The organism is Serratia sp. 22264 (assembly GCF_052045345.1).
Taxonomy (GTDB): domain Bacteria; phylum Pseudomonadota; class Gammaproteobacteria; order Enterobacterales; family Enterobacteriaceae; genus Serratia; species Serratia plymuthica.
The window spans coordinates 112791-125754 of the sequence record NZ_JBQEOY010000005.1; the positions used below are offsets into that span (position 1 = coordinate 112791).

At 56.4% G+C, this 12964-nt stretch carries 12 protein-coding genes and 1 tRNA gene; 7 read left to right on the forward strand and 6 right to left on the reverse strand.

The annotated features are described in order from the left end of the window. Nucleotides 1-96 precede the first annotated feature (96 nt). The gene (locus ACTJJ1_RS17815) at nucleotides 97-1341 is read left to right on the forward strand and encodes a multifunctional CCA addition/repair protein (RefSeq protein ID WP_004948339.1); all 1245 of its coding nucleotides are present in this window, start codon (nucleotides 97-99) and stop codon (nucleotides 1339-1341) included. A gap of 40 nt (nucleotides 1342-1381) precedes the next feature. Here ACTJJ1_RS17815 and bacA read toward each other — a convergent pair whose 3' ends face one another. Then, entirely contained in the window at nucleotides 1382-2206 is an 825-nt protein-coding gene (bacA, locus tag ACTJJ1_RS17820) for an undecaprenyl-diphosphate phosphatase (RefSeq protein WP_004948342.1), read from the reverse strand. 131 nt (nucleotides 2207-2337) lie between these two features. Next, nucleotides 2338-2697 (reverse strand): bifunctional dihydroneopterin aldolase/7,8-dihydroneopterin epimerase, encoded by a 360-nt coding sequence (gene folB, locus ACTJJ1_RS17825; RefSeq protein WP_006320572.1) that lies wholly within the window; start codon nucleotides 2695-2697, stop codon nucleotides 2338-2340. 107 nt (nucleotides 2698-2804) lie between these two features. Between folB and plsY the strand changes: the two genes are divergently transcribed. Beyond that, nucleotides 2805-3443: a glycerol-3-phosphate 1-O-acyltransferase PlsY gene (gene plsY / locus ACTJJ1_RS17830; RefSeq protein WP_004948349.1), complete on the forward strand. Its 639-nt coding sequence runs from the start codon at nucleotides 2805-2807 to the stop codon at nucleotides 3441-3443. A 34-nt stretch (nucleotides 3444-3477) separates the two neighbouring features. On the opposite strand, the gene tsaD is transcribed toward plsY, so the two are convergent. Next, nucleotides 3478-4491, reverse strand: coding sequence for a tRNA (adenosine(37)-N6)-threonylcarbamoyltransferase complex transferase subunit TsaD (gene tsaD, locus ACTJJ1_RS17835; RefSeq protein WP_004948351.1), 1014 nt, complete (start codon nucleotides 4489-4491; stop codon nucleotides 3478-3480). A 326-nt stretch (nucleotides 4492-4817) separates the two neighbouring features. On the opposite strand from tsaD, the gene rpsU reads away from it, so the two are divergent. The 3 genes from rpsU (at nucleotide 4818) to rpoD (ending at nucleotide 8914) form a co-directional block, all read left to right on the forward strand. Beyond that, nucleotides 4818-5033, forward strand: coding sequence for a 30S ribosomal protein S21 (gene rpsU, locus ACTJJ1_RS17840; RefSeq protein ID WP_001144069.1), 216 nt, complete (start codon nucleotides 4818-4820; stop codon nucleotides 5031-5033). A gap of 136 nt (nucleotides 5034-5169) precedes the next feature. Beyond that, on the forward strand, nucleotides 5170-6918 hold the full coding sequence (dnaG, locus tag ACTJJ1_RS17845; RefSeq protein ID WP_004948354.1) for a DNA primase: 1749 nt from the start codon (nucleotides 5170-5172) through the stop codon (nucleotides 6916-6918). Nucleotides 6919-7075: 157 nt separating this feature from the next. Then, the gene (gene rpoD / locus ACTJJ1_RS17850; protein WP_006328195.1) at nucleotides 7076-8914 is read left to right on the forward strand and encodes an RNA polymerase sigma factor RpoD; all 1839 of its coding nucleotides are present in this window, start codon (nucleotides 7076-7078) and stop codon (nucleotides 8912-8914) included. A gap of 70 nt (nucleotides 8915-8984) precedes the next feature. On the opposite strand, the gene mug is transcribed toward rpoD, so the two are convergent. Beyond that, complete coding sequence (gene mug, locus ACTJJ1_RS17855) at nucleotides 8985-9473, reverse strand: G/U mismatch-specific DNA glycosylase (RefSeq protein ID WP_004948359.1); 489 nt, start codon at nucleotides 9471-9473, stop codon at nucleotides 8985-8987. A 148-nt stretch (nucleotides 9474-9621) separates the two neighbouring features. Between mug and ACTJJ1_RS17860 the strand changes: the two genes are divergently transcribed. Further along, nucleotides 9622-9698: transfer RNA gene (locus ACTJJ1_RS17860), tRNA-Ile, on the forward strand. A 426-nt stretch (nucleotides 9699-10124) separates the two neighbouring features. Here ACTJJ1_RS17860 and ACTJJ1_RS17865 read toward each other — a convergent pair. Next, complete coding sequence (locus ACTJJ1_RS17865; protein ID WP_440834718.1) at nucleotides 10125-10841, reverse strand: HPP family protein; 717 nt, start codon at nucleotides 10839-10841, stop codon at nucleotides 10125-10127. A 171-nt stretch (nucleotides 10842-11012) separates the two neighbouring features. Here ACTJJ1_RS17865 and yfcF point away from each other — a divergent pair, with 171 nt between their 5' ends. Then, nucleotides 11013-11648: a glutathione transferase gene (gene yfcF / locus ACTJJ1_RS17870; RefSeq protein WP_004948365.1), complete on the forward strand. Its 636-nt coding sequence runs from the start codon at nucleotides 11013-11015 to the stop codon at nucleotides 11646-11648. Nucleotides 11649-11715: 67 nt separating this feature from the next. On the opposite strand, the gene ACTJJ1_RS17875 is transcribed toward yfcF, so the two are convergent. After that, nucleotides 11716-12960, reverse strand: coding sequence for an aromatic amino acid transport family protein (locus tag ACTJJ1_RS17875; protein ID WP_004948368.1), 1245 nt, complete (start codon nucleotides 12958-12960; stop codon nucleotides 11716-11718). Nucleotides 12961-12964 lie beyond the last annotated feature (4 nt).

Consider the following 12964-nt stretch of genomic DNA (forward strand, 5'->3'; position numbering starts at 1 on the left):
GGCGCCTGCGGGCGCCTTTTTTATTGGCTTCGGCACGGCCCGGCTAATTGAGGTAATCTGGTCAACAGAGTCCCAGAATCATGCAGGAGCATAATAGTGAAGATCTACCTGGTCGGCGGCGCTGTCCGCGACAGTTTACTTGAGATACCGGTTTTCGACCGCGACTGGGTGGTGGTGGGCGCTTCGCCTTCCGAACTGCTGGCGCAGGGGTATCAACAGGTCGGTAAAGACTTCCCGGTGTTTCTCAACCCTGAGACCCATGAAGAATATGCGCTCGCGCGCACCGAGCGTAAATCCGGCCAGGGGTATACCGGCTTTACCTGCTACGCCGCGCCGGACGTGACGCTGGAAGAAGATTTGCAGCGCCGCGATTTGACCATCAACGCCATCGCTCGCGGCAGCGACGGTGAGCTGATAGACCCTTTCCACGGCGTGGCCGACTTGCAAGCGCGCGTGTTGCGCCACGTTTCTGATGCCTTCGGTGAAGATCCGTTGCGCGTGCTGCGCGTGGCCCGTTTTGCCGCCCGCTTTGCTCATCTGGGCTTTACCCTAGCCCCGGAAACCGCTGAGCTGATGCGCCACATGGCGCGCAGCGGTGAATTGGCGACGCTGACCGCCGAACGGGTATGGAAGGAAACGGAAAAAGCCCTGCAAAGCCAGAGCCCGCAAGTGTATTTCCAGGTCCTGCGCGACTGCGACGCGCTGGCGATACTGTTCCCCGAGATTGACGCCCTGTTCGGCGTGCCGGCCCCGGCCAAGTGGCACCCGGAGATCGACACCGGCATTCATACCCTGATGACGCTGGCTATCGCCGCCCAGCTCAGCCCTGACGTCGACGTACGCTTTGCGGCACTGTGCCACGATCTCGGTAAAGGGCTGACGCCACAAGAACTCTGGCCGCACCATCACGGTCACGGCCTGACCGGCGTTAAGCTGGTCGAAGCATTGTGCCAACGTTTACGGGTGCCCAACCCGGTGCGCGATTTGGCCAAACTGGTGGCCGAATACCATGATCTGATTCATACCGTAAACAAGCTGCGTCCGGAGACTCTGCTGAAGCTTTTCGATGCGATAGACGTCTGGCGCAAACCGCAGCGGCTGGAACAGATGATCCTGACCAGCGAGGCGGACGCACGCGGCCGTACCGGCTTTGAAAACAATCCCTACCCACAGGGCGACTATTTGCGCCAGGCTTTCCAGGTGGCAAATGCGGTCTCGGTAAAAGAGGTGGTCGCCAGCGGCCTGCAGGGGCTGGCTATCCGCGATGAGCTAAAACGCCGCCGCCAGCAGGTACTGGCCGACTGGAAACTCACCCAGGATATCCCTCTCGATCAGGCATAAAAAAACCCCGCGGTGCGGGGTTTTTTATTGGCGCGGTCGCTTACATGAAGACCATGTAAACCACGGCGGCAACGATAAAGCGGTAGATGGCGAACGGCACGAACGAGATGCGCTTAATCAGCGACAGGAAGGTCTTAATCGCAATCAGCGCCACCACGAAAGCAGTCGCAAAGCCGACGGCGAACATCGGCAGATCGCCCATCGTCAGGAAATGCAGACTCTTGTACAGGTCCAGGCCGCTGGCGCCAATCATCATCGGCACCGCAAGAATGAACGAGAACTCAGAAGCCGCATAACGGTTCACGCCCACCAACATGCCGCCGGCAATGGTGGAGCCGGAACGGGAGAAGCCCGGCCACAGAGCCAGACACTGGAAACAGCCAATCATAAACGCCTGACGGTAGGTGATGTCATCCAGCCCTTCCGCGCTCGGTTTTTTCGGCTTCAGCCATTCCGCTGCCAGCAGCAGGAAACCACCGACCACCAGCGCATACATCACGTTCTTTGGTGCGAACAGCGACTTGATGAAATCATGGAGTAACAGCCCCAGCACCACCGCCGGGATCATCGCCAGCAGGATATGGCCCAGTTTTAACCGCCCTGCGGTCTTGCCTTCGTGCTCAACCGGCTTGCCGCCAAAGTGAATGCCGATCAGGCCGAACAGACGGCGCCAGAACATCACCACCACCGCCAGAATCGATCCCAGTTGAATAATGACTTCAAAGGTTTTGGCCTTGTCGCCGGTAAAGCCCAGCCACTCGCCCACGATAATCATGTGCCCGGTAGAGGATACCGGCAAGAATTCAGTTAACCCTTCGACCACCCCAAGAACAAACGCGATAAACAGTGAATGCATGTCCGCCATGTGTTTCGCTCACCCTATAAATTTGCGACTACCAACATAAAAAAGCGGCAGTGTTCAATACATTGCCGCTAAAACAGTTCTCTGGTTCAGACCAGGTTAACGGTCTTTAGTTGCACGCGTATGACAGGAAGTCACACCGGCCGGGTACCACGTTCAATAATGACCCCAACCCGGCTGGCGTGTGCAACTGCGCCCGGTTTGCTGACCTTAATACGGACCCACGGGGAATTGAAGCGCTGGAGTAAAATTTCAGATATTTCCTCCGCCACCCGCTCCACTAACGCAAAACGATTCGGCTCCACGTGCTGGATGATGGCTTCGCTGATATCGGCGTAGCTCAGGCAGTCGTTCACATCATCGCTGGCAGCGGCCTGGCGGTTGTCCCAGCCCATTTCGATATCGAACACCAGCTTCTGGCGAATGTTTTGTTCCCAATCATAAACGCCAATGGTAGTAATAACGGTAAGCTCTTCAATAAATACGATATCCATCACGTCATTCTCTGTTTTTGGCCTTGCCGGATACCACTTCCAGCGGAATATGCGTATTATCCATAGATGTTGCTAGTAAAACGACCATTATTAAACGGAACCGCGTTATGAGTGCTACCGCGCTTGGCATGATTATCTTCGCGTATCTGTGTGGCTCAGTTTCCAGTGCGATCCTGGTTTGTCGGATCGCCAGGCTGCCCGATCCGCGTGAACATGGCTCAGGGAATCCAGGGGCCACCAACGTCCTGCGCATCGGCGGTCGCCTGGCGGCGGCAGCGGTGCTGGTGTTCGATATTCTCAAGGGGATGCTGCCGGTTTGGCTGGCGTACAAGCTTGAAATACCGCCGCTGTATCTGGGCCTGACGGCGATAGCCGCCTGCCTGGGGCATATCTATCCGGTATTCTTCCATTTCCGCGGCGGTAAAGGCGTGGCGACGGCCTTTGGCGCCATCGCGCCGATCGGTTGGGATCTTACCGGCCTGATGACCGGCACCTGGCTGCTGACCGTGCTGCTTAGCGGTTACTCCTCGCTGGGCGCAATTATCAGCGCCTTGATTGCCCCGTTTTACGTTTGGTGGTTCAAACCGCAGTTCACCTTCCCGGTAGCGATGCTGTCTTGCCTGATTTTGATGCGGCACCATGACAACATCCAACGCCTGTGGCGTGGGCAGGAAGGGAAAATCTGGGACAAGTTCCGCAAGAAAAAAGCGGATGCGGCGGAGCCGGAAGAAAAGAAAGAATCGTGAAGCGAAAGGCCGGAAATTTCCGGCCTTATGTCTATCATACCGCAGGCAACTCTGCCAACGGCCAACGCGGGCGCACCGAAACGCTCAGTTCCGGGTTGGCGCCGCTCTTCAGCCGCACCAGACCCGCGTAGGCGATCATCGCACCGTTATCGGTACAGAATTCCGGACGGGCGTAGAACACCTCACCGCCGCGTTTATGCATCATTTCCGCCATTTTGCTGCGCAGAGTGCGGTTGGCGCTGACGCCGCCGGCCATCACCAGACGTTTGAAGCCAGTCTGCTCCAGCGCACGTTTGCATTTTATCGCCAGCGTATCCACCACCGCATCTTCGAACGCGCGGGCTATGTCCGCACGCGTCTGGTCATCATTGCCGTTAGAGCGGATGGTGTTGGCAGCAAACGTCTTCAGCCCGGAGAAACTGAAATCCAGCCCCGGACGATCGGTCATCGGACGCGGGAAGGTGAAACGGCCCGCGACACCTTGTTGCGCCATCTTCGACAGCATTGGCCCGCCAGGGTAATCCAGCCCAAGCAGCTTGGCGGTTTTATCGAAGGCTTCGCCGGCCGCATCGTCTATCGACTCGCCCAACAGTTCATACTGCCCAATGCCGGTCACGCTGATCAACTGCGTGTGGCCGCCGGAAACCAGCAGCGCGACAAACGGGAATGCCGGCGGATTGTCTTCCAGCATCGGCGCCAACAGGTGGCCTTCCATATGGTGTACCGGTACCGCAGGCACGTTCCAGGCAAACGCCAGCGCGCGACCAATGGTAGCGCCGACCAGCAACGCCCCTACCAGGCCAGGCCCGGCAGTGTAGGCGACACCGTCGATATCGGCGGCGGTCAGGTTCGCTTCCTTCAAGGCCGCCTGAATCAGCGGCACGGTTTTACGCACGTGATCGCGGGAGGCCAGCTCCGGCACTACACCGCCGTAATCGGCATGCAGCTTCACCTGGCTGTACAACTGATTCGCTAATAAACCGGTCTGATCGTCATACACTGCAATTCCGGTTTCATCGCAGGAGGTTTCTATACCCAGTACTCGCATTACCCTTTCCCATCATTCACGTGCGGCCTGCAGTTTACCACAATCATGCCTATTTACCGCCAGCACGGCGCATCTTGTCGCCGACCAAAGGCTATGTCGATGATTCCAGCCATAAATGCCGGTTTGATTAAAAACGAGCATTTTTTTCTGATTAGACTATAATCAGCGCCCGATGCAAAATTGCGCACGTTTTACCAGGGCGGCGCAGGTTTCAATTTGCTGTGGTGCTTTACAAAGCAGCATCCGTTGAAGTAAAATTCCGCACCATTTTGAAAAGGCTGGCGCTTGGCCAGCAGCAAACCGAATTTTATTGAGGTGAGAGGCACATGCCGGTAATTAAAGTACGTGAAAACGAGCCATTTGACGTTGCTCTGCGTCGTTTCAAACGCTCTTGCGAGAAAGCAGGCGTTTTAGCTGAAGTTCGTCGTCGTGAGTTCTATGAAAAACCGACTACCGAACGTAAACGCGCTAAAGCTTCTGCTGTGAAACGTCACGCGAAGAAACTGGCTCGCGAAAACGCACGCCGCACTCGTCTGTATTAATTCTTCGGGGGTAACCCCGCCGCGTGAATTTCTGATTTTAAAAATCGCGCAGACCGTGTAGTTGCATACGAAGGCCGTGCTTTCCGAAAGGAATGCGCGGCTTGTTCTCGTTTATAGGCTAGTAAAGTAAGGGCTTATGGCTGGACGAATTCCGCGTGTATTTATCAATGACTTGCTGGCTCGCACCGACATCGTCGATCTGATCGACGCGCGTGTAAAGCTCAAGAAGCAAGGCAAGAACTATCACGCGTGCTGTCCGTTCCACCACGAAAAAACGCCTTCATTTACCGTTAATGGCGAAAAGCAGTTTTACCACTGCTTTGGTTGTGGTGCGCACGGTAACGCCGTCGACTTTCTGATGAATTACGACAGACTCGAGTTTGTCGAAACCATCGAAGAGCTGGCGACCATGCACGGGCTGGAAGTGCCTTACGAGGCAGGAACCGGGCCGACCCAGATTGAACGCCATCAGCGTCAAAGCCTGTATCAACTGATGGAACAGCTCAGTACGTTCTATCAACAGTCACTGCATCAGCCTTCCGGCACGCCGGCGCGCAATTACCTGCAACAGCGCGGGCTCAGTGACGACGTTATCCGCCATTTTGCCATCGGCTTTGCACCCGCCGGTTGGGATAACGCATTGAAGCGTTTTGGTCGTGACGCCGACACGCGTCTCGCATTGAACGATGCCGGCATGCTGGTGACTAACGATCAAGGCCGCTCGTACGATCGTTTCCGTGAGCGCGTGATGTTCCCTATTCGCGACAAACGCGGGCGTGTGATCGCCTTTGGCGGTCGCGTATTGGGTGACGGCATGCCGAAATACCTGAACTCGCCGGAAACCGAAGTATTCCACAAGGGTCGTCAGCTGTACGGCCTGTATGAAGCGCAGCAGAACCACCCTACCCCGCAACGTTTGCTGGTAGTGGAAGGCTATATGGACGTGGTGGCGCTGGCGCAATACGGCATCGATTATGCCGTCGCCTCGCTCGGAACTTCAACGACGGCTGAACATATTCAGCTGCTGTTCCGCGCTACCGATAACGTTGTCTGCTGCTATGACGGCGACAGAGCCGGTCGCGAAGCGGCCTGGCGCGCGTTGGAAACCGCACTGCCCTATCTGAACGACGGGCGCCAACTGCGGTTTATGTTTTTGCCCGACGGCGAAGACCCGGACACATTGGTCCGAAAAGAAGGCAAAGACGCCTTCGAGCAGCGAATGGAGCTGGCGCAGCCGCTTTCCACTTTCCTGTTCGAAACGCTGATGCCACAGGTAGATTTGAGCAGCCCGGACGGCCGCGCCAAGCTGAGCACGCTGGCACTGCCACTGATTACTCAGGTGCCGGGCGAAACGTTGCGCTTGTACCTGCGCCAACAGCTCGGCAGCAAGCTTGGCCTGCTCGATGACAGCCAGCTCGACAAGCTGATGCCCAAACAGGCTGAAAATGCGAATACTTATCAGGCGCCCCAGCTAAAACGCACAACCATGCGTATACTGATAGGGTTACTGGTACAAAATCCGCAACTGGCTACACTTATCCCTTCACTCGAGGGATTGGAGCAGACCAAACAGGCGGGTTTACCGCTATTTGTCGAGCTGGTGCAGACCTGCCTGGCCCAGCCGGGGCTGACGACCGGCCAATTGTTGGAGCAGTATCGCGACAACAAATTGAGCCAGCAGCTTGAAACCTTGGCGACATGGAACCATATGATCGTTGAGGACAGGGTCGAGCAGACATTTTTGGATACCTTGGCCAGCCTGTACGACTCCGTACTGGAGCAGCGGCTGGAGACATTGATCGCACAGGCCAGAACGCACGGCCTGAGCCCGGAAGAACGTGAAGAAGTCCGTTCTCTCAATCAGGTTTTAGCGAAGAAAAACTGAATACCAAACGGCTTAAGTGCCGATAAATGCGAGGGCAGAGCCCTGCAATATGCCGCCACAGTGGGCCGCGGCAACAACAAAAACGCCCCAAATGCTATTGTTGGCGGTTTCGCCGACCGACACCAACCTAAATACTCTGAAGTGTGGATACCGTCTTATGGAGCAAAACCCGCAGTCACAGCTTAAACTTCTTGTCCAACGTGGTAAGGAGCAAGGCTATCTGACCTATGCTGAGGTCAATGACCATCTGCCGGAAGATATCGTCGACTCCGATCAGATCGAAGACATCATCCAGATGATTAACGACATGGGCATCCAGGTGATGGAAGAAGCCCCGGACGCCGATGACCTGTTGCTGGCTGAAAACTCCAACAGCACAGACGAAGATGCGGAAGAAGCTGCCGCTCAAGTCCTGTCCAGCGTTGAATCTGAAATTGGCCGTACCACCGACCCGGTGCGCATGTACATGCGCGAAATGGGTACCGTTGAACTGCTGACGCGCGAAGGCGAAATCGACATCGCCAAGCGTATTGAAGACGGTATCAACCAGGTTCAGTGCTCGGTTGCCGAATACCCGGAAGCCATTACCTATCTGCTGGAGCAGTACGATCGCGTTGAAGCCGGCGAAGCTCGCCTGTCCGACCTGATCACCGGCTTCGTCGATCCTAATGCGGAAGAGGACATCGCCCCAACCGCAACGCACGTCGGTTCTGAGCTGTCGACCGAAGAGCAGAACGACGACGAAGAAGACGAAGATGAAGACGACGACGCTGAAGACGACAACAGCATCGATCCGGAACTGGCACGTCAGAAATTCACCGACCTGCGCGATCAGTATGAAGCGACCCGTCTGGTCATCAAAAAGAACGGCCGTAGCCACGCCAGCGCAGCGGAAGAAATTCTGAAGCTGTCTGAGGTGTTCAAGCAGTTCCGCCTGGTGCCAAAACAGTTCGACTTCCTGGTCAACAGCATGCGCATCATGATGGACCGCGTTCGTACCCAGGAACGTATCATCATGAAGCTGTGCGTTGAACAGTGCAAAATGCCGAAGAAAAACTTCGTCACTTTGTTCGCCGGCAACGAAACCAGCAATTCCTGGTTCGAAGCGGCGCTGGCAATGGCCAAGCCATGGTCAGAAAAGCTGAAAGACGTAACGGACGACGTGCAGCGCAGCCTGCAGAAACTGCGTCAGATCGAAGAAGAGACCGGCCTGACCATCGAGCAGGTGAAGGACATCAACCGTCGCATGTCTATCGGCGAAGCGAAAGCCCGCCGTGCGAAGAAAGAGATGGTTGAAGCCAACTTGCGTCTGGTTATTTCCATCGCCAAGAAATACACCAACCGCGGTCTGCAGTTCCTGGATCTGATCCAGGAAGGCAACATCGGTTTGATGAAAGCGGTAGACAAGTTCGAATACCGCCGTGGTTATAAGTTCTCAACTTACGCCACCTGGTGGATCCGTCAGGCCATCACCCGCTCTATCGCCGACCAGGCGCGTACCATCCGTATTCCGGTGCATATGATTGAGACCATCAACAAACTCAACCGTATTTCGCGCCAGATGCTGCAAGAGATGGGCCGCGAACCGACGCCGGAAGAGCTGGCTGAACGTATGCTGATGCCGGAAGACAAAATCCGCAAAGTGCTGAAGATCGCCAAAGAGCCGATCTCCATGGAAACGCCAATTGGTGATGATGAAGATTCACATCTGGGCGATTTCATCGAGGATACCACCCTCGAGCTGCCGCTGGATTCTGCCACTTCGGAAAGCCTGCGCTCTGCAACGCACGACGTATTGGCCGGCCTGACCGCCCGTGAAGCGAAAGTGCTGCGCATGCGTTTCGGCATCGATATGAACACTGACCACACGCTGGAAGAAGTGGGTAAACAGTTCGACGTTACCCGTGAGCGTATTCGTCAGATCGAAGCCAAAGCACTGCGTAAACTGCGTCACCCAAGCCGTTCCGAAGTGCTGCGCAGCTTCCTGGACGACTAAGGCTAGCGGTTAGCTGCAAACAAAAAACCCCGGCATGCCGGGGTTTTTTATTGCCTGAAATCCTGGGGAATCACTCCAGCGCCAGGAACAGCTCGCGGTAGCTTTCGGTAAGCTGCTCCAGCGTGGCGCGGTTCAACCCGCTGGGATTAGGCAATACCCACACCTCGGTTTTGCCTATCGTCATCTCCTGCCGCCCCCAGGGGGCATTTTTCACCCCGAAGGCGCTGCTGAACGCCTGCTTGCCCAGAACCGCCAATGCACGCGGCTGGAATTGCAGAATTTTGTCTTTTAACGCCTCCCCGCCGCTGCGCAACTCTTCACGCGTCACTTCGCTGGCCGCTACCGTCGGGCGCGCCACCAAAGCGGTGATGCCGCAGCCGGTATCCTGCAACTGCTGCCACTGCTCCGGCGCCAGTTGGCGTTGGGTGAAACCGGCCTGATGCAGCACCTTCCAGAAACGGTTGCTGCCATTGGCAAAGGGATAGCCCTGGTGGGCGGAGGAAAGGCCGGGATTGATGCCACAAAACACCACCCGCAAGTTTGGCGCCAAAAGATTCATGGGTCTGTGAGGTCCGATAAAAGGGATTTACACCGGTTATCGCAAAATCCACCAGCAATTACAACAGACTACAACTGAGCAGAAAAACAACATACAGGCGGCAAACAGTAGACCTGCACCGGAGGATTACCGTATAATCTCGCCGCTTGGCCCCTTAGCTCAGTTGGTTAGAGCACGCGACTCATAATCGCTTGGTCACTGGTTCAAGTCCAGTAGGGGCCACCAAATTCTCGCTGATATAACAGCGCATCAAACCACCTCTCTGCAGGTGGTTTTTTGTTTCCGCTCACTCAACGCTGCCAAAGCGAATCTCGCCCCTCCTGATGCACGTCGCAACGCCGCAGCCCAATGTCACGCAACTGACAACGGCTCATCGAGCACAAAGACTTTCTACGCATATACGTAAAATACACACGGCGGCAATGCCGGCATAATTTGCGCCACAAGCCTTCGCGATCAGCGGGTAAATCTAGTGTCTTTTCCATCACGTCACCCCAATTACACGCAAAGTAATAGGGTGACTCAGGTCACAAACACAAGACAGATTCAACGACTAACAATCAAAACCACACAGATCGACGTTCTGTGATTCTGTATGGTTAAAACAGTGGGTTTGTGTACCGGTTGCCGTCTTGCCAATCGCCGACATCATCAGGCTGCGCCGTTCTGCCGCCGATGAGCGACCTGCTCCGCTCGTTGCAGGATCTCCTGCAAATCGTCCTCGTCGATGTCAAACAGCTCGCCCTGCATCAGCGCTTCATGCAGATCCGCCCGGGTAATCGATACCGCATCAATCGGCAGACCGGCAGGCTTGGCCTCGGCCGGTGCCAGTTGGTGCGGGTAACGGCGTCCGGCCAGGTTATTGAAGATAATCGCCAGTACCGCCAGCAACACCGAGTTAAGCAGCACCGGGTACAGTACAAAGCTGTAACCCAGTTGGTGGATGCCCGGCCCGCCGAGGATCGCAGTCAGCGCCACCGCGCCGCCGGGCGGATGCAGGCAACGCAGTTTGAACATCAATCCAATGGCCACTGCGGCCGCCACGCCGCAAGCCAGCCCGGGATCGGCAATCAGCAGGCTGGTGCTGACCCCCACCAGCGCAGCCGACATATTGCCGCCCACGATCGACCAGGGTTGCGCCAACGGGCTGTTCGGTACGCCAAACAGCAAAACGGCGGAGGCTCCCATCGGCGCGATAAACCACAGGTTTACCTCCCCCAACACAAAATGGCTGATCCAACCGGTAATCATCAACCCCAGCCCGGCACCGATGCTGGAAAGCAAAATCTCTTTTTTGCGCATGACCAACGGATGCGGCCACAGGCGCGCACAGCCGATCTTGAGTCTTGTTACTAACGGGTTCTTCATGTTACTTCGCACTGCCAAATTCAACGTAATAGCAACAAATATATCACATCATGCCCGGCGGAATAACCGCAGCCCCGCCTGCACCCGGCAACAACTTTCCGCTAACAGATTGATTTTTCGCCACCCCTCGGTAATGATCAATGTTCTCCCCTTAGCCTTGAGGAAAAGCCGATGTCTCAACCGATTGCCGAGCTCTATACCGACAGCCAATTTTTCAGCCCTTATGCCATGTCCGCATTTATTGTGCTGACGGAGAAAAGCATCCCCTTCACCGTGAAACCGGTCGATTTGGCGCAGGAAGAAAATAAAGGCGCTGCCTATGCGGCACTGTCGCTAACCCGTCGGGTGCCTACGCTGGCGATCGGTGAGTTCCAACTGTCCGAGTCCTCGGCAATTGGCGAGTACCTGGAGGATATCCATCCAGCTCACGCGGTCTACCCGCGCGACGTCAAGCTACGCGCCAAAGCGCGTGAAATTCAAGCCTGGCTGCGCAGCGATCTGTTGCCAATTCGCGTCGAACGGCCAACCGAGGCGGTTTTCGGCAACGAAAAATTCCCGCCGTTGTCCGCCGCCGCCGAGGCCGCTGCCAACACACTGATCGCCGCAGTCGAAAAGTTGCTGAGCCACGGCCAGGATAATTTGTTCAGGGAGTGGTGCATTGCCGATACCGACCTGGCGTTGATGCTGAACCGGCTGGTAATGAACGGAGATGACGTGCCGGAGAACCTACGCCACTACGCGCAAAAACAGTGGCAACGCCCTTCGGTGCAGGCCTGGCTGGCGCTGCCGGAGCAAATGCGCAATTGAAAAAATCGGCGGCCACGACGCCGCCGTTCTCAACTGAGAAACAACATCACTTCTTGAGGGAAGGCAGTCACCATCCAGAGGGCAGATAGCCTAACAACGACGCAACAGCGTATACCGCACTGGCCAGATACAGCAGCACGATACTGATCTGCAACAATGGGTGGGTGATCCAGTTGCACTGCCAGCGCGGCGTTTGATCACCGTGCTTGCGCGCCCCTCGCAGGATCAACATCGGCATAATCGACAGGATCACCCCGCTGAATACCCCGGCGAAATACAGCGCGTTAACGAACGACACCAGACCGCTGTAAGCCAGCGCGAACGGGGGGACCACCACCAGCAGCAGCACGCCGAAACGGCGCAGCGGTTGCTCGTCATTGCCCAGTCTGAACTTGTCGAAAATATTGGTCAGGAAGCTGCCGCCCAGCCCCCAGTAAGAGGTCAGCATCGCGCACAGCGCAAAGATATTGGCGGAGAAGAACGCCCACTGCCCGAGAGCCTGCCCCCAGGAGATGGTCGCCACGTCGGAGATATTATTCAGCCCGCTGAGGGCAATCACCGACATCGGCACCGCTGCCAGCAGCACGAAGGTAACCGCCATGCCGACGATAATCGCCTTCGGCAGCTGTTCCGGCTTATCCGAGAAGCCACGCGCCATTTCCGGCACTATGTACTGCGCCGAAAAGCAGAACACCACCACGTTGAATACCGGCACCATAAAGCGCCAGTCGCCGTCCAGCAGATTGCGCATCTGGGTAGTGTCTTTCAGCAGTGTGGCCGCCACCAGCGCGGTCAGCATCACCACCATGCCGATACTGATAAATTTCTCGCCGCGGCCAATCGCCTTCAGCCCCAGGTACAACACCCCTGCCGCGGGAATGAAAAACAGCAGGCTGCCGATGGCCGGCGAGATACCGAACAGAGATTGCAGCAGCTTGCCGCTGCCGGTCATGTACGCGGTTAACGCCCCGACGCTGTTGACGCACACCGAAGCGAACATCAGCCAGGCGCCAATACCGCCGACATAGCGTTTCGCCAGCCCGCTTAATTGCAGGTGGGCACGGGTGCGCAGGGTAGATTCGGCGACGTACAGCATGGTGATGGTGGTCAGGCTCCCCACCAGCACCAGCCAGAACAGCAGCGGTAAAAAACCGGCTTTGCTGGAGGCATAAGCGATGGACAATACGCCGGCGCCGATATTGGTGCCGACAATCATCGCCACCCCTTCGAGGAAACTCAGTGATTTGGCGGGTGCAGACGTTCGCACCCCGGCGGCAAGCGCCGGAGAAATAGAGATGTTTTCAGAAGACATGCAG

Bases quoted from the DNA above. Each gene is read 5' to 3' on its own strand.
- ACTJJ1_RS17865 (WP_440834718.1), bottom strand. From the start codon at position 10,841: ATGAAGAACCCGTTAGTAACAAGACTCAAGATCGGCTGTGCGCGCCTG.
- dnaG (WP_004948354.1), top strand. From the start codon at position 5,170: ATGGCTGGACGAATTCCGCGTGTATTTATCAATGACTTGCTGGCTCGC.
- mug (WP_004948359.1), bottom strand. From the start codon at position 9,473: ATGAATCTTTTGGCGCCAAACTTGCGGGTGGTGTTTTGTGGCATCAAT.
- folB (WP_006320572.1), bottom strand. From the start codon at position 2,697: ATGGATATCGTATTTATTGAAGAGCTTACCGTTATTACTACCATTGGC.
- rpoD (WP_006328195.1), top strand. From the start codon at position 7,076: ATGGAGCAAAACCCGCAGTCACAGCTTAAACTTCTTGTCCAACGTGGT.
- ACTJJ1_RS17875 (WP_004948368.1), bottom strand. From the start codon at position 12,960: ATGTCTTCTGAAAACATCTCTATTTCTCCGGCGCTTGCCGCCGGGGTG.
- plsY (WP_004948349.1), top strand. From the start codon at position 2,805: ATGAGTGCTACCGCGCTTGGCATGATTATCTTCGCGTATCTGTGTGGC.
- rpsU (WP_001144069.1), top strand. From the start codon at position 4,818: ATGCCGGTAATTAAAGTACGTGAAAACGAGCCATTTGACGTTGCTCTG.
- yfcF (WP_004948365.1), top strand. From the start codon at position 11,013: ATGTCTCAACCGATTGCCGAGCTCTATACCGACAGCCAATTTTTCAGC.
- bacA (WP_004948342.1), bottom strand. From the start codon at position 2,206: ATGGCGGACATGCATTCACTGTTTATCGCGTTTGTTCTTGGGGTGGTC.
- tsaD (WP_004948351.1), bottom strand. From the start codon at position 4,491: ATGCGAGTACTGGGTATAGAAACCTCCTGCGATGAAACCGGAATTGCA.